The sequence below is a fragment of the Paraburkholderia yinzeri genome, assembly GCF_046581065.1.
GTDB lineage: Bacteria > Pseudomonadota > Gammaproteobacteria > Burkholderiales > Burkholderiaceae > Paraburkholderia.
Genome location: NZ_JBFOCJ010000001.1, coordinates 704196 through 718359 on the forward strand (window position 1 = coordinate 704196; position 14164 = coordinate 718359).

Below are 14164 nucleotides of genomic sequence, written 5' to 3' on the forward strand. Positions count from 1 at the left end.
CTACCTTCACGGAGGCGCCACCATGCAACAGAGCGACGTCAAGATTGTTACCCTCGAACCGATGGACCTGCTCGCGGTAGGACACGTCGGCCCCTATCCGAAAATCGGCGATGCCTTTTTCACGCTGGCGCAGTGGCTGGGCCAGCGCGGCGTGCCTACGGCGGGCGCGAAGCTGGTCGGCATTTTCTATGACGACCCGGATCGGGTCGAGGCGTCGAAGCTGCGCTCGAAGGCGGCCATACACCTCCCCGACGCATCGAAGGTCACACCCGCTTCGCCGGTGGAGTCCCTGCAGTTGCGCGGCGGCAAGCACGCGGTGCTGCTGCATGAGGGACCGTATGAAGGTTTGAAAGACGCCTGGATGTGGTTCTATGCCGACTGGCTGCCGAAATCGGGCCACGAGGGTGATTTCAATGCGGCTTCGTTCGAGGTGTATTTGAATACGCCCGAAGAGGTCGCGCCCGAGGCGTTGCGCACGGAGCTTTATTTGCCGCTGGCTTAAACGTCAAGGTTGGCGCAGTGCTGCCGGAACGGGCTTCGGTGCGCTCGCTTCAGCAGGGTCTTTAAGGGTTTTCTTGTTTACTTGTATATAAACGTAGTAATAGTTAACAAGATCGCGGGTTTCCTGTGGATAAGCGGGGAAAACCGTTGGGCACTCAATAGCTTGGCTGTTTTATAACTGCGCGCGGCGTGCGTGAACAACGTGCGGCTGCCGCTGACAACTTTTGGCGCCGTGCAAAGCGGCGTGACTTGTCCCCATTCCGTTCACGGACATTCAGCCGGGTTTTCCGGGGGTTATCCGCATGAGGGTGTGGATAGTTTGGGGGCGTATCGTCTCCGCGTCCTGAAGAAACGGGCATCGCAGCCACGATGCCCGCCGACACAGCCTACTTCACATGTTGCTGCAGCATCGGCTGCGGCCGCCGATACCAGACGCCGTACACCACGCTCAGCGCGATCAGGAACGGCACGCCGAAGATCAGCGTCATATGAAACTCGGGCGTGAAGAACGTCGTCACCATCACGGCCAGCATCAGCGCCGCGCCGAGCAGCGTCAGCACCGGGAAGCCACGCATCCGGAACGCGGGCGGCGGCTGGCCGCTCGCGGTCCAGCGGCGCCGGAAGAAGTAGTGCGTCACGAAGATCATCATCCACGTGAACAGCGCGCCGAACATCGACACCGCCATCATGATCGTGAACGACGCATCCGGATACAACACGCTCAGCACGGTCGCCAGCGCAATGCCGAGCGTCGACAATAACAGCGCGCCGAGCGGAATCCCGCGCACGTTCACTTCGCCGAGCACGCGCGGCGCGTGGCCCGCGCGCGACAGGCTGAACATCATCCGCGTCGTGATGTAGAGCTGGCTGTTCATCGCGGAGAGCGCAGCAATCAGGATAACGAAGTTGATCACTCCCGCCGCGGCCGGCAGATGGATCGCCTCCATCACCTTCACGAACGGGCTCTCGTCACGGCCCGCTTCGGTCCACGGCACGATCGCGAGCATCAGCGCGAGCGTGACGAGATAGAACAACACGAGCCGCACGACCGTCGAGCGGAACGCACGCGTGACGGCACGCTGCGGATCCTCGGCCTCGCCGGCCGCGACGGCGATCATCTCGATGCTCAGATAGCTGAAGATCGACACGATCACGGCGACCCACATTCCCCACATGCCCTTCGGAAAGAAGCCGCCGTGCGAGGTGTAATGGTGGAACCCTGCCGCGCCGCCATTCGCCTCGCTGCCGACCAGTTCCGGGTTCACGAACACCACGTACGCGCCGAGCGCGATGAAGGCGATGATCGCGGCGATCTTCACGACCGAGAAGCCGTACTCGACCGAGCCGAACACATCGACGCTGCGCGCGTTGACGAGCACGAGCAGCGACGAGAAGCCGACGATCCAGAGCCAGCCCGGCACCGCCGGGAACCAGTACTTCATGTAGAGCGCGATCGCGGTGACCTCCGTGCCGACCGCCAGCACGATGCACGCCCAGTACGCGTAGCGGACCAGAAAACCCGCCCACGGGCTCACGTAATGCTCGGCATACGCGCCGAACGAGCCGGACGTGGGATGCGCGACCGTCATTTCGGCGAGACAGCCCATCAGCAGCAGCGAGATGAACGCGCCGATCGCGTAGCTCACGAGCACGCTCGGTCCCGCGAAGCCGATGGCGAACCCGGAGCCGAGAAAGAGCCCCGTGCCGATGGCGCCGCCGATTGCGATCATCGTCATCTGCCGCGCGGACAGCGTGCGGCGCAGTCCTTGCTCGCGTGCCGCGATCTGCTGGAATTGTCCTTCTGTTTGCACCGTGTGCTCCTCCGGATTGTTGTTGTGGATATGATTTGCGCGCTACGTGCGTGGCAACGTCGGCACCGCAACATACGCAACCAGCTCGACGCGCATCGCCGGGTGCGCGAAGCCCTGCACGCCGACGCAGGTGCGGTTCGGATAGGGCTCGCGGAAATGGCGCCGGTATTCGGCGTCAAATTCTGCCATGTCCTTCACGTCGGATAGATAGACGAGCACCTGCGCGACGTTATCCATCGTCGCGCCGCCCGCCGCGACCGCTTTGGCGAGATTCGACAGCGTGAGACGCGCCTGCCCGGTCATCGTGTCCCCAACGATCGCACCGGACGCGTCGACCGGGCCGTGCCCGGTGAACATCAGGCCCGCAGCATGCGTGGCCCACGAGAACGGCTGGTCGAGCCTGGGCAGATCGACGGGAATGAGTTCGGCCATCGTGGTTTTCCGTTTCGCCTGGTTTAGTTTCGGTTGAGGTTGAATTCCGGTGCCGCTCAATGACGCGTATTACCCAGCACCGTCGCGATCGACGCGGCAACGTGATCGACGTTCGCATCGTTCAGCCCCGCGATGCACATCCGGCCCGAGCGCAACAGATACACGCCATGCGTGGTCCGCAGCCGGTCGACGTCGGCCGCGCCGATGCCGGTGTAGCTGAACATCCCGCGCTGCGTAACGAGCGCGTCGAATCCGCCGCCCGGCAGTTGCGCGTCGAGCCGCGTTTTCAGCGCACCGCGCATCCGCTTGATCCGCTCGCGCACGCCTGCGACCTCGTTCTCCCACTTCGCGCACAACGTGTCGTCGCCAAGCACGGTCGCGACGAGTTGCGCGCCGAACAGGGCCGGGCTCGAATACATGCGGCGCACGCCGGCCTGAAGCTGGCTCAGCACGGTCACCGCTTCGCGCTCGTTCGCGCAGACGATCGACAGCCCGCCGACACGCTCGCCGTACAGCGAGAAGTTCTTCGAGAACGAATTGCTGACGATCATCGGCAACCCGGCGTCGGTCATGGCGCGGATAGCCCACGCGTCGTCCTCGAGGCCGTCGCCGAAACCCTGGTAGGCCATGTCGAGGAACGGAATTAGCCCGCGCCGCGTGAACACGTCGATCACGTCGCGCCACGTGTCGCGGCTCAGATCGATACCGGTGGGGTTGTGGCAGCACGGTTGCAACAGCACGACGCTGCGCGCGGGCAGCGCTTCGAACGTGGCGAGCATCGCGTCCACGCGCACGCCGTTCGACTGCGCGTCGTAGTACGGATACGTGTGCACGTCGAGGCCGGCCGCGCTGAAGATCACGCGATGGTTGTCCCAGGTCGGATCGCTGATCCACACCGCGCTGTCCGGGAAATAACGCTTGATGAACTCCGCGCCGAGCCGGATCGCGCCCGATCCGCCGAGCGTTTGCAGCGTCGCGATGCGCGCTTCGGCAAGTGCCGCGCAGTCCGCGCCGAACACGAGGCGCTGCACGCCCTGCCGGTACGCGGCGAGCCCTTCCATCGGCAGATACGTATGCGGCGCGCGGGCTTCGCGCAGGCGCTCAGCCGCCATGCGCGTGCTGTCGAGCACCGGAATGCGGCCTGCGTCGTCGTAATAGAGGCCGATGCTGAGGTTCACCTTGTGCTGATGCGCGTCGCGCTGGAAGTCCTGGAACAGCGACAGGATAGGATCGCCCGGATAGGCGGGAATGTGGTCGTACATGACTGTCTCGCGATGGGAAAGAGGGGGACGGCCGGGCGGTGCTGCCCACAGGGCGAATGTCGCGCCGCTTTCGCCGGCGCGGGCTCGCTCGGCCATCGTTTGGATCGCATCTTATCGAGGATGAAATAGAATGAGCTTCGTATTTCGCGCACAGAATCCGCTATTCACGGTAGAGTTTGCGAATATTTCGATGCTGACATAAGGAATCTTCGACATGAACCTCGACCGGACCGATATGCGGATCCTGCGGCAACTCGAACAGGACGGACGCATCAGCAACCAGGATCTGGCGAACGCCGTCGCGCTATCGCCTTCCGCGTGCCTGCGGCGCGTGAAGCTGCTGGAGGAGCGCGGCGTGATCGAGGGCTACCGCTGCGCGATTTCAGCAAAGAACGTGGGCGTGGCGTTCGAAGCGCTCGTGCATGTGTCGATGCGGCCCGATGTGCCGGAGTGGCACGACCGGTTCGTTGAGGCGATTCAGGAGTGGCCGGAGGTGGTCTCGGCGCAAATCATTACCGGCGCGTCGAATTATGTGCTTGTTGTGCGGGCGCGGGATCTGGATCACTACTCCGATTTTGTGATCAACAAGCTGCATCGGGCGAGCGGGGTGTTGTCGATCAATTCGAGTATTGTGCTGTCGACGTTGAAGCGGGAGGGGTCGATTCTTGAGCTGGTGGAGGCGGGGTGAGTGGGTGGGGAAATTAAAACGGGCCCATAAGTTGAAAAACTTATGGGCCCGTTTTTCGGAGGTTATGCGGCCTATCTACAAACCCGACACCTCAAACATCAATATTCCCCGCCCGCAGCGCATTGCTCTCAATAAACGCCCGACGAGGCTCCACCTCATCCCCCATCAGCGTCGTAAAGATCCCATCGGCCGCAATCGCATCCTCGATCTGCACACGCAGCAAACGCCGCACGGCCGGATCCATGGTCGTTTCCCAAAGTTGCCCGGGATTCATCTCGCCCAAGCCTTTATAACGCTGCTTGGATACATTCCGTTCGGCATCCGAAATCAGCCACTTCATCGCGCTCTTGAAGTCGCTCACAGCCATGCTGCGCTCGCCACGCTTGATAACGGCACCCTCGCCAATCAGCCCCTTGAACGTATTCGCCGTGTTCACCAGTTGCTGATAATCGGCCGTGAGCTGGAACTCCTCGTCGATCACCGAGACCTTTACGTTGCCATGATGGCGCCGCTCCACGCGCAGCGAACGCAGTTCGCGCACCGGGTCGTACTGCGGCACCACCGTCACCTCGGGCTTCAAAGGATCGTCGCGCAGTTGCGCTTCCATCGCGCGGGCCGAGGCCTCGGTCGAAGCTTCGTTCGAGAGATCGATCGAGACGCCGTCCATGATCGCTTCAAGCGCGCGCTCGTCATACAGACGGCTCAACCGGTCCACCACGCCGCGCGCAAGCTGATACGAGCGCGCCAACTCGCCCAACGCGTCGCCGGCGATCGGCGTCGCGCCTTCGTTCGGCACGAGTTCCGAGCCCTGTAGCGCGAGCCGCAGCATGTGCGCGTTGAGGTCGGCGTCGTCCTTCAGATAGCGCTCGTCCTTGCCCGCCTTGAGCTTGTAGAGCGGCGGCTGCGCGATGTACACGTAGCCGCGCTCGATCATCTCCGGCATCTGCCGGTAGAAGAACGTGAGCAGCAGCGTGCGGATGTGCGCGCCGTCCACGTCCGCGTCGGTCATGATGATGATGCGGTGATAGCGCAGCTTTTCGAGGTTGTAGTCGTCCTTGCCGATGCCGCAGCCGAGCGCAGTAATCAGCGTAACGATCTGCTCCGAGGAAAGCAGCTTGTCGTAACGCGCCTTTTCGACGTTGAGCACCTTGCCGCGCAGCGGCAGGATTGCCTGGAACTTGCGGTCGCGGCCCTGCTTGGCCGAGCCGCCTGCCGAGTCGCCCTCGACGATGTAGATTTCCGATTTCGCCGGATCCTTCTCCTGGCAGTCCGCCAGCTTGCCGGGCAGGCCCACGCCGTCCAGCACGCCCTTGCGGCGCGTCATCTCGCGCGCCTTGCGCGCGGCGTCGCGCGCCCGCGCGGCGTCGACGATCTTGCCGCAGATGATCTTCGCGTCGCTCGGCGTTTCCAGCAGGAACTCTTCGAGCGCCTTCGCGACGAGCTCTTCCACCGGCGCGCGCACTTCCGAAGAAACCAGCTTGTCCTTCGTCTGCGAGCTGAACTTGGGCTCCGGCACCTTCACGGAGAGCACGCACGAAAGCCCTTCGCGCATGTCGTCGCCCGAGGTTTCGACCTTGGCCTTCCTGGCGATCTCGTTGTCGGCGATGTACTTGTTGATCACGCGCGTCATCGCCGCGCGAAGGCCGGTCAAGTGCGTGCCGCCGTCGCGCTGCGGGATGTTGTTCGTGAAGCAGAGCACGCTTTCGTTGTAGCTGTCGTTCCACTGCATCGCCACTTCCACGCCCACGTTGTCCTTCTCGGCCTGCACGTAGAAGATCGTGGGGTGCAGCACGCTCTTTTGCTTGTTGATGTACTCGACAAAGCCTTTCACGCCGCCGCCGAACGCGAAATCGTCTTCCTTGCCGGTGCGCTGGTCGGTGAGGCGAATACGCACGCCGTTGTTCAGGAAGGAGAGCTCGCGAATGCGCTTCGCGAGAATGTCGTAGTGGTACTCCACGCTGCCGAAAATCGTTTCGTCAGCCATGAAGTGCACTTCGGTGCCGCGCTGCTCGGTGTCGCCCAGCAGTTGCATCGGCGAGACCTGCACGTCGTTCCGCGCTTCGAGCACGCGGTTCTGCGGCACGCCGCGGTGGAATTCCATGAAGCGCTTCTTGCCGTCGCGGCGCACCGTGAGGCGCAGCCAGGACGAGAGCGCGTTTACGCACGACACGCCCACGCCGTGCAGGCCGCCCGAGACCTTGTAGCTGTTCTGGTCGAACTTGCCGCCCGCGTGCAGCTCGGTCATCACGATTTCGGCGGCGCTGCGCTTCGGATCGTGCTTGTCGTCCATCTTCACGTCCGTGGGAATGCCGCGGCCGTTGTCGGTGACGGAGATCGAGTTGTCCGCGTGAATGATCACGTGGATGTCGTCGCAATAGCCCGCGAGCGCTTCGTCGATGGAGTTGTCGAGCACCTCGAAGACGAGGTGATGCAGACCGGTGCCGTCCGATGTGTCGCCGATATACATCCCGGGCCGCTTGCGCACCGCCTCCAGACCTTCGAGGATCTGGATCGACGAGGCGCCGTAGCTGTTGTCGGGTTGCGAGTTGTTCGTATCAGTCATGGATTTTTTCCGGTTCTGCTGTACTGCCAGCGTTACTGCTCGGTGCTTTTCGAAAAGCCATAAAAACGCCAAAGGGGCGCTGCGCCCCCTGGAGTTCTTCTTCTGTCGCGCTTTTTAAATGCGCATCGGCATCACCACGTACTTGAATTCCTCGTTCTCGGGAATCGTGATGAGCGCGCTGGAACTGGCGTCGCCCAGGCTCACTTCCAGCATGTCGATCTTCAGGTTCGCGAGTACGTCGAGCAGGTACGTGACGTTGAACCCGATGTCGATGGTGTCGCCCTGGTAGGCGATTTCCAGTTCTTCCTGGGCCTCTTCCTGATCCGCGTTCGTCGACATGATCTTGAGCTGGCCCGGCTCGATGATGCAGCGCACGCCCTTGAACTTGTCGGACGTGAGAATCGCGGCGCGTTGCAGCGAGCGCTGCAGCTCTTCGCGGCCGATCAGGAACGTGTTCTTGTGCGCCTTCGGGATCACACGCTGGAAGTCGGGGAACTTGCCTTCCACGAGCTTCGAGACGAGCTCGACCTGGCCGAAGGTGAATTTCACCTGGGTCGAGCCGATGTCGATCTTCAGCACGTCGTCGATGTCTTCCAGCAGACGCTGGAGTTCGAGAATCGTCTTGCGCGGGATGATGACTTCCTGGCGCGGGAACGAGCCTTCGATCTTCATCGACGAGAACGCGAGGCGGTGGCCGTCGGTGGCGACGGCCATGAGCTGGTCGCCGTCCACGACGAGCAGCATGCCGTTCAGGTAGTAGCGGATGTCCTGCTGGGCCATGGCGAAGTACACCATGCCGAGCAGTTGCCGGAAGGTCTTCTGCGGAACCGCGAGGTTCGCGCCGAAGTCCTTGGCCTGGGCGACCGTGGGGAACTCGTCCGCGGCCAGGGTCTGAAGTGCAAAGCGGCTCTTGCCCGACTGCACGGTGAGGCGCTTGTCGGCCAGCGAGAGCGTGACCTGGCCGTCGGGCATCGCCCGCAGGATGTCGAGCAGCTTGCGCGCGGCGACGGTCGTGGCCACCTGGTCGTTGCCCACGCCGAAGTCGGCGTGCGTGGTGATCTGCAGCTCGAGATCCGTCGAGAGGAACGAGACGTCGGAACCGTTCTTGGTGATCAGCAGATTGGCGAGGATCGGCAACGTGTGACGGCGTTCGACAATGCCACTCACCGTTTGCAGCGGCCTGAGGAGGTTATCGCGTTCGGTCTTGACCAGTTGCATAGAGTTCCTTCGTTGATGTGACGGCCTGCGCACCCCGTCCCGAAACCGCTTCGGCACCCGCTGTTGCGTACCCCGTTGCGTCATTCCGGGCAGCCGCCCATGGCACTGGCCGCGTCGTGAAATCCGCCCGGGAACGCCGGACGGTTAAACCCATATTGTGCCTGAAAACGGTCCACTTCCCTAAATTGGGGCTGATCCGCGAAAAAAACAGGCGGGGCCGCCGAGGCCGCCGCGCAGGCCGGGACCGGGGTCCGGGCCGCAACAGGTGGCCCGTTCGCCCCTTAGCCCTTGAGCGTCTGCTCGAGCACGTGCAGTTCGTGGTTGAGCTGGGCGTCCTTGCCGCGCTCGTCCGCGATCTTGCGCACCGCGTGCAGCACCGTGGTGTGGTCACGCCCGCCGAACAGCTCGCCGATTTCCGGCAGGCTCTTCTGCGTGAGTTCCTTCGCGAGGTACATCGCAATCTGGCGCGGCCGCGCGATGTTCGCGGGACGCTTCTTCGAATACATGTCGGCGACCTTGATGCTGTAGAAGTCGGCGACGGTCTTCTGGATGTTCTCGACCGAAATCTGGCGGTTCTGCACCGTCAGCAGATCCTTGAGCGCTTCCTTGGTCAGCTCGATCGAAATCTCGCGGCCATGGAATTTCGAGTACGCGAGGATCTTGCGCAGCGCGCCTTCCAGCTCGCGCACATTCGAGCGCAGATGCTTGGCGACGAAGAACGCCACGTCTTCGTTCAGGCTGACGAATTCGGACTGCGCCTTGCGCATCAGGATCGCGACGCGCATTTCCAGTTCGGGCGGCTCGATCGCCACCGTCAGGCCCGAGTCGAAGCGCGAGATCAGGCGGTCGTCGATGCCCGAGATTTCCTTCGGGTACGTGTCGCTCGTGATGATGACCTGCGCCTTGTTGGCGACGAGGGCCTCGAACGCGTAGAAGAACTCTTCCTGCGTGCGCGACTTGCCCGAGAAGAACTGGATATCGTCGATCAGCAGCAGGTCGAGCGAGTGGTAGTAGCGCTTGAAGTCGTCGAACGCCTTGCGCTGGTAGGCCTTCACCACGTCCGAAACGTATTGCTCCGCGTGGATGTAGCGGATGCGCGCGCCCGGCTTGTCGAGCAGGAGCTGGTTGCCGATCGCATGGATCAGGTGGGTCTTGCCGAGGCCCACGCCACCGTAGAGGAACAGCGGGTTGTACGAGATGCCGGGGTTGTCGGCCACCTGGATCGCGGCCGCGCGGGCGAGCTGGTTCGCCTTGCCGGTGACGAAGTTGTCGAACGTGAGCACCGGGTTCAGCTTCGAGCGCTCGTAGGTCGGATCGGCCTCGTTGCTCGATGCGGCGGCGGCCGCGCCCTGGCCCGGGCGCCACGTGCGGCGGCCGGCGGCGGCTTCGTTGGCGTCGAGGCTCGGAAGGTCGAGGTCGGCGTCGCTGGCGTCTGCCGCAGCGGCGTGGACGGTTTGGGCCGACGGTGCGGCGGTGGCTGCCTGTTGCTGCGCCATGCCTGCATGGGCCGAAAGGCTAGCGGCAAAGCCCGCGGACAGATTCGCGCCCGGTGTAACGGCGGCTACGGGTTCGGCAGCGCCTGGCGCGCCTGTGAGGGGCGCCCGCGGCACGGCGGCGGCCGGCGCGCGCATGCCGGCCTTCGGATCGAGGACGAACTGGACGTCGACCGGAGCCTGCCAGAAATCGCGGGCCAGATCGGAGATCCGTCCCGAAAACTGGCTCTTGACCCAGTCGAGCTTGAAACGGTTGGGAGCGGCGATCTGCAGCGTGTTCGCAGCAGCGTCGAAGGCAACCGGGGCCAACGGTTTAATCCACGTCACGTACTGCTGGGGCGTCAGCTCGCGCTCCAGTAGTGCGGAACAGTGTTGCCAGAATTCGTTCATCGAGTTGCTGTGTTCGTTTTGTCTGCACGCGTTGCCGCCGCGCCGCTCTTGCTGCACCAGAAACTGGCGCGGCGAGGCCCTGAGGGCCGACGACAAATGCTCCGGACGCCCGCGCGGCAAGGGTTTTGCGGCTGGCAGGCGGGCCGGAGAGGCATGCAGGATTCTTGGGATAGGCGAGATTCTAACGCCGAAACTGCCTGACCAGGAAGTTATCCACAGGGACGGATCATCGCAAGGAGCGGTGCTCCGCAGAGCGGCGTGCGTCCGCCCCGATGCCCTAACCTATTGACGGCTAACAAAAATCAGGCTTAAATAGCGGGTTCCGCGAAAACCAATCCCTAGTACCACCGGCCATTGCCTTTTTCCGCGATGCTCGCCGCGGTCAAACTCAACAAGTGAGAGCAACATGAAACGTACTTTCCAACCCTCCGTTACCCGTCGCAAGCGTACCCACGGTTTCCGCGTGCGCATGAAGACCGCCGGTGGCCGCAAAGTGATCAACGCACGCCGTGCGAAGGGTCGCAAGCGTCTCGCCGTCTAAGTTGCGCAGGCTCGCCGTCGGCGAACCCACCCGCAGCGCCGCGCGCGCTCGCAGCGAAAGCAGGCATGGCGGACATGGCAGACGATAAGTTTCTCCTTTCGTCGCCGGTGCCGGCCGCTTTCCCGAAAGCCGCAAGGCTACTGAAAACGGATGAGTTCTCATCCGTTTTTCGTTTGCGCCCGTGGCGCCGCTCGGCACACTTCGTCGTGTACGGCCGGCCGACAAGCGGCGCGGCGCGGCTCGGACTCGTGATCGGCAAGAAGTACGCGCCGCGCGCGGTCACGCGCAACCTCGTGCGCCGCATCGCACGCGAGGCGTTCCGGGTGCGGCGCGCGCAGTTCGAAGGCTTCGACCTGTTGCTGCGCCTGCATACGAAGTTCGATCGCAAGGCGTTGCCGGGCGCGTCGTCGTCGCCGCTCAAGGCGCTGTGCCGCGACGAGATCGAGATGCTGCTCGGCAAGGCGGCGCGCGAAGTCGCACGCCGCGGCGCCGTGCCGCAGGCAGAGGCGCCGCAAGCCGCGCAGGCAGCAACGGCGCCGGCGGAGAACGCCGGCATGCCGCCGCTTCCCGGCACGCCGGCCGCATCATGAGTGGCGCACGCGAGCCCGGTCATCCGCCGCGCCCGCGCGCGCGGCAAGACGTTCGTCCTTCGGAGCGGCGCAGTCCGGCCGCCACGCCATGCAAACGGTACTGATCGCACTACTGCGTTTCTACAAGCTGGCCGTGAGTCCCCTGCTCGGCAGCCGATGCCGTTTTTATCCTTCCTGTTCGGATTACGCACGCGAGGCAATCCAGTATCATGGCGCCGCGCGCGGGACTTACCTCGCCGCGCGGCGGCTGTGCCGCTGCCACCCGTTTAGCGCGGGCGGCTTCGATCCGGTTCCGCCCGTTACCCCGAACAAGCGCTGATGCGCCATTCCATCGACACTGAGACCACGCATGGATATCAAACGCACCGTCCTATGGGTCATCTTCTTCGTGTCAGCGGTCATGCTGTACGACAACTGGCAACGCGACCATGGACGCCCGTCGATGTTCTTCCCGAGCGCGACGCAAACCCAGGGCGCCGCCAGCGCGACGCCTGAGGCCGGTACCACGGGCGCTTCGGGCGCCGCTTCCGACCTGCCGGCCGCCGCCGCGGGCCAGGCGCCGGCGGGCACGTCCCAGCCGGCCGAAGCCGCCGCGCAGCTCGTGCACTTCCACACCGATGTCTACGACGGCGAGATCGACACGCGCGGCGGCACGCTCGTGAAGCTCTCGCTCGTGCAGGAAAGCGACGGCAACAAGCCCGACCAGTACGTGACGCTCTTCGACCACACGAAGGACCACACGTACCTCGCGCGCACGGGGCTCCTGGGCGGCGACTTCCCGAACCACACCGACGTGTTCACGCCAGCGGCCGGCCCCCGCGACCTGACGGGCGACGCCAGCTCGCTCCAGATCAGCCTCGACTCGCCTGACAAGGGCGGCGTGAAGGTCACGAAGACCTACACGTTCACGAAGGGCAGCTACGTGATCGGCGTGGATACGAAGGTGCAGAACGTCGGCAGCACGCCGGTCTCGCCCACGCTCTACATGGAGCTCGTGCGCGACAGCCAGCCGGTGGAAACGCCGCGCTTCTCGCACACCTTCATCGGGCCGGCGGTGTACTCGAACGAGCACCACTTCCAGAAGATCACCTTTGGCGACATCGACAAGAACAAGGCTGACTACGTAAGCCAGGCCGACAATGGCTGGGTCGCGATGGTGCAGCACTACTTCGCGACCGCGTGGATTCCGCAACAGGGCGCGAAGCGCGACATCTACGTCGAGAAGTTCGACAACGACCTCTACCGCGTCGGTGTCAAGCAGCCGCTCGGCACGATCGCGCCGGGCGCGACCGACAACGTGCAGGCGCGCCTCTTCGCCGGTCCGGAAGAAGAGCGCATGCTCGAAGGCGTCGCGCCGGGTCTCGAACTCGTGAAGGACTACGGCTGGGTCACGATCATCGCCAAGCCGCTCTTCTGGCTGCTCGAAAAAATCCACAGCTTCGTGGGCAACTGGGGCTGGGCGATCGTGCTGCTCACGCTGCTCATCAAGGCGGTGTTCTTCCCGCTTTCGGCGGCCAGCTACAAGTCGATGGCGCGCATGAAGGAAATCACGCCGCGCATGCAGGCGCTGCGCGAGCGCTTCAAGAGCGACCCGCAGAAGATGAACGCGGCGCTCATGGAGCTCTACAAGACCGAGAAGGTGAACCCGTTCGGCGGCTGCCTGCCGGTGGTGATCCAGATTCCGGTGTTCATCTCGCTGTACTGGGTGCTGCTCTCCTCAGTGGAAATGCGCGGCGCGCCGTGGATTCTCTGGATCCACGACCTCTCGCAACAGGATCCGTTCTTCATCCTGCCGGTGCTGATGGCCGTCTCGATGTTCGTGCAGACACGCCTGAACCCGACGCCGCCGGACCCCGTCCAGGCCAAGATGATGATGTTCATGCCGCTCGCGTTCTCGGCCATGTTCTTCTTCTTCCCGGCTGGCCTCGTGCTGTACTACGTCGTCAACAACGTGCTCTCGATTGCGCAGCAGTACTACATCACGCGCATGATGGGCAAGGGCCGGAGCCAGGCCAAGACCAGTTGAGGCAGCATGCGCGGACGGCGGTAACGCCGGCCGTGCGAGCTTGCGCAGCAGCCGTGAAAGACGAAGCCGCCCGGCTTGAGCCGGGCGGCTTTTTTGTTGGTGCGGCAATCGGGTATTGACGCGCGTCAGCGCCGTTCGGCGTCGCCGTAGAACTCGGCGATCAGTTCCTGAACCAGATAACGGTGATGAGGACTCAGCGCCTCGATCTTCGACGCGAGTTCGATCGACTCCGGCGAAAGCGGGTACTGCTCATCGCGGCGGATCGGCTTGGGCACCGGCGCCGACCCGCCCGGCGAGGGACCATAATGCAGCCAATGGACATCGATCTTGAACCACTCGGCCAAGGTGCGAAGCTTGTCGTCGGTGGGAATGGTGCGGCCGCTCAGCCACTTGTGCGCGGTCTGCGGAGAGACGGGATGCTCGCCGCGATGACGCAGGTTGAAGTGCAAGGCCAGGTCGGTGCTGCCACGCAGCTTCTCGGGTGCGCGCTTCATCGCGAACCTCAGACGTTCTGAAAAGGCGGCTTTTTCTTCGGGGGTCGGCATGACCGGGATTGTGCAATCGACTTTCGAAGAAGAAGACAACCATTCACGTCATATTTAGCGTATTTAAGATATAAATGGCTTGACCAGTGAGTGCGTATGAAACC

General features: G+C 63.5%; 13 protein-coding genes. 6 read left to right on the top strand and 7 right to left on the bottom strand.

Annotated features, from left to right (window positions below):
• The first annotated feature begins 22 nt into the window (after positions 1-22).
• Positions 23-502, top strand: coding sequence for an AraC family transcriptional regulator (locus tag WJ542_RS03415; protein WP_411187841.1), 480 nt, complete (start codon positions 23-25; stop codon positions 500-502).
• A gap of 385 nt (positions 503-887) precedes the next feature.
• On the opposite strand, the gene WJ542_RS03420 is transcribed toward WJ542_RS03415, so the two are convergent.
• Genes WJ542_RS03420 through WJ542_RS03430 form a run of 3 tightly spaced genes read right to left on the bottom strand, consistent with a single transcriptional unit; the run spans position 888 to position 4006 of the window.
• The gene (locus WJ542_RS03420; RefSeq protein ID WP_411187843.1) at positions 888-2312 is read right to left on the bottom strand and encodes an amino acid permease; all 1425 of its coding nucleotides are present in this window, start codon (positions 2310-2312) and stop codon (positions 888-890) included.
• Between the two features lie 42 nt (positions 2313-2354).
• Positions 2355-2744, bottom strand: a complete 390-nt coding sequence (locus tag WJ542_RS03425; protein WP_411187845.1) for a RidA family protein — start codon at positions 2742-2744, stop codon at positions 2355-2357.
• A 56-nt stretch (positions 2745-2800) separates the two neighbouring features.
• Positions 2801-4006, bottom strand: a complete 1206-nt coding sequence (locus WJ542_RS03430; protein WP_411187847.1) for an amino acid aminotransferase — start codon at positions 4004-4006, stop codon at positions 2801-2803.
• A gap of 214 nt (positions 4007-4220) precedes the next feature.
• On the opposite strand from WJ542_RS03430, the gene WJ542_RS03435 reads away from it, so the two are divergent.
• The gene (locus tag WJ542_RS03435) at positions 4221-4694 is read left to right on the top strand and encodes an Lrp/AsnC family transcriptional regulator (protein WP_411187849.1); all 474 of its coding nucleotides are present in this window, start codon (positions 4221-4223) and stop codon (positions 4692-4694) included.
• Between the two features lie 91 nt (positions 4695-4785).
• On the opposite strand, the gene gyrB is transcribed toward WJ542_RS03435, so the two are convergent.
• The 3 genes from gyrB to dnaA all read right to left on the bottom strand — a co-directional run bounded on the left by gyrB (position 4786) and on the right by dnaA (position 10358).
• A complete protein-coding gene (gene gyrB, locus WJ542_RS03440) occupies positions 4786-7257 on the bottom strand; it encodes a DNA topoisomerase (ATP-hydrolyzing) subunit B (protein ID WP_411187851.1) in 2472 nt (823 codons plus the stop codon).
• 114 nt (positions 7258-7371) lie between these two features.
• Positions 7372-8475 carry a DNA polymerase III subunit beta gene (gene dnaN / locus WJ542_RS03445; protein ID WP_411187853.1) on the bottom strand — a complete coding sequence of 368 codons (1104 nt, stop codon included), beginning with the start codon at positions 8473-8475 and terminating at the stop codon, positions 7372-7374.
• Positions 8476-8756: 281 nt separating this feature from the next.
• Positions 8757-10358, bottom strand: coding sequence for a chromosomal replication initiator protein DnaA (gene dnaA / locus WJ542_RS03450; RefSeq protein ID WP_411187855.1), 1602 nt, complete (start codon positions 10356-10358; stop codon positions 8757-8759).
• A 406-nt stretch (positions 10359-10764) separates the two neighbouring features.
• Here dnaA and rpmH point away from each other — a divergent pair, with 406 nt between their 5' ends.
• The 4 genes from rpmH to yidC all read left to right on the top strand — a co-directional run bounded on the left by rpmH (position 10765) and on the right by yidC (position 13515).
• Positions 10765-10899, top strand: coding sequence for a 50S ribosomal protein L34 (rpmH, locus tag WJ542_RS03455; RefSeq protein WP_026120950.1), 135 nt, complete (start codon positions 10765-10767; stop codon positions 10897-10899).
• A gap of 74 nt (positions 10900-10973) precedes the next feature.
• Positions 10974-11489 carry a ribonuclease P protein component gene (gene rnpA / locus WJ542_RS03460; protein WP_411187857.1) on the top strand — a complete coding sequence of 172 codons (516 nt, stop codon included), beginning with the start codon at positions 10974-10976 and terminating at the stop codon, positions 11487-11489.
• 88 nt (positions 11490-11577) lie between these two features.
• A complete protein-coding gene (gene yidD, locus WJ542_RS03465) occupies positions 11578-11808 on the top strand; it encodes a membrane protein insertion efficiency factor YidD (RefSeq protein ID WP_027793133.1) in 231 nt (76 codons plus the stop codon).
• Positions 11809-11838: 30 nt separating this feature from the next.
• Entirely contained in the window at positions 11839-13515 is a 1677-nt protein-coding gene (yidC, locus tag WJ542_RS03470) for a membrane protein insertase YidC (RefSeq protein ID WP_411187859.1), read from the top strand.
• Positions 13516-13640: 125 nt separating this feature from the next.
• On the opposite strand, the gene WJ542_RS03475 is transcribed toward yidC, so the two are convergent.
• Positions 13641-14060, bottom strand: coding sequence for a transcriptional regulator (locus WJ542_RS03475; protein ID WP_411187861.1), 420 nt, complete (start codon positions 14058-14060; stop codon positions 13641-13643).
• Positions 14061-14164: the final 104 nt, after the last annotated feature.

What these genes read in the sequence shown, in the direction of transcription:
- WJ542_RS03425 (WP_411187845.1), bottom strand. Translation starts at nt 2,744, where the DNA reads ATGGCCGAACTCATTCCCGTCGATCTGCCCAGGCTCGACCAGCCGTTC.
- yidD (WP_027793133.1), top strand. Translation starts at nt 11,578, where the DNA reads ATGCAAACGGTACTGATCGCACTACTGCGTTTCTACAAGCTGGCCGTG.
- WJ542_RS03435 (WP_411187849.1), top strand. Translation starts at nt 4,221, where the DNA reads ATGAACCTCGACCGGACCGATATGCGGATCCTGCGGCAACTCGAACAG.
- rnpA (WP_411187857.1), top strand. Translation starts at nt 10,974, where the DNA reads ATGGCAGACGATAAGTTTCTCCTTTCGTCGCCGGTGCCGGCCGCTTTC.
- WJ542_RS03430 (WP_411187847.1), bottom strand. Translation starts at nt 4,006, where the DNA reads ATGTACGACCACATTCCCGCCTATCCGGGCGATCCTATCCTGTCGCTG.
- yidC (WP_411187859.1), top strand. Translation starts at nt 11,839, where the DNA reads ATGGATATCAAACGCACCGTCCTATGGGTCATCTTCTTCGTGTCAGCG.
- dnaN (WP_411187853.1), bottom strand. Translation starts at nt 8,475, where the DNA reads ATGCAACTGGTCAAGACCGAACGCGATAACCTCCTCAGGCCGCTGCAA.
- WJ542_RS03475 (WP_411187861.1), bottom strand. Translation starts at nt 14,060, where the DNA reads ATGCCGACCCCCGAAGAAAAAGCCGCCTTTTCAGAACGTCTGAGGTTC.
- gyrB (WP_411187851.1), bottom strand. Translation starts at nt 7,257, where the DNA reads ATGACTGATACGAACAACTCGCAACCCGACAACAGCTACGGCGCCTCG.
- WJ542_RS03415 (WP_411187841.1), top strand. Translation starts at nt 23, where the DNA reads ATGCAACAGAGCGACGTCAAGATTGTTACCCTCGAACCGATGGACCTG.
- rpmH (WP_026120950.1), top strand. Translation starts at nt 10,765, where the DNA reads ATGAAACGTACTTTCCAACCCTCCGTTACCCGTCGCAAGCGTACCCAC.
- dnaA (WP_411187855.1), bottom strand. Translation starts at nt 10,358, where the DNA reads ATGAACGAATTCTGGCAACACTGTTCCGCACTACTGGAGCGCGAGCTG.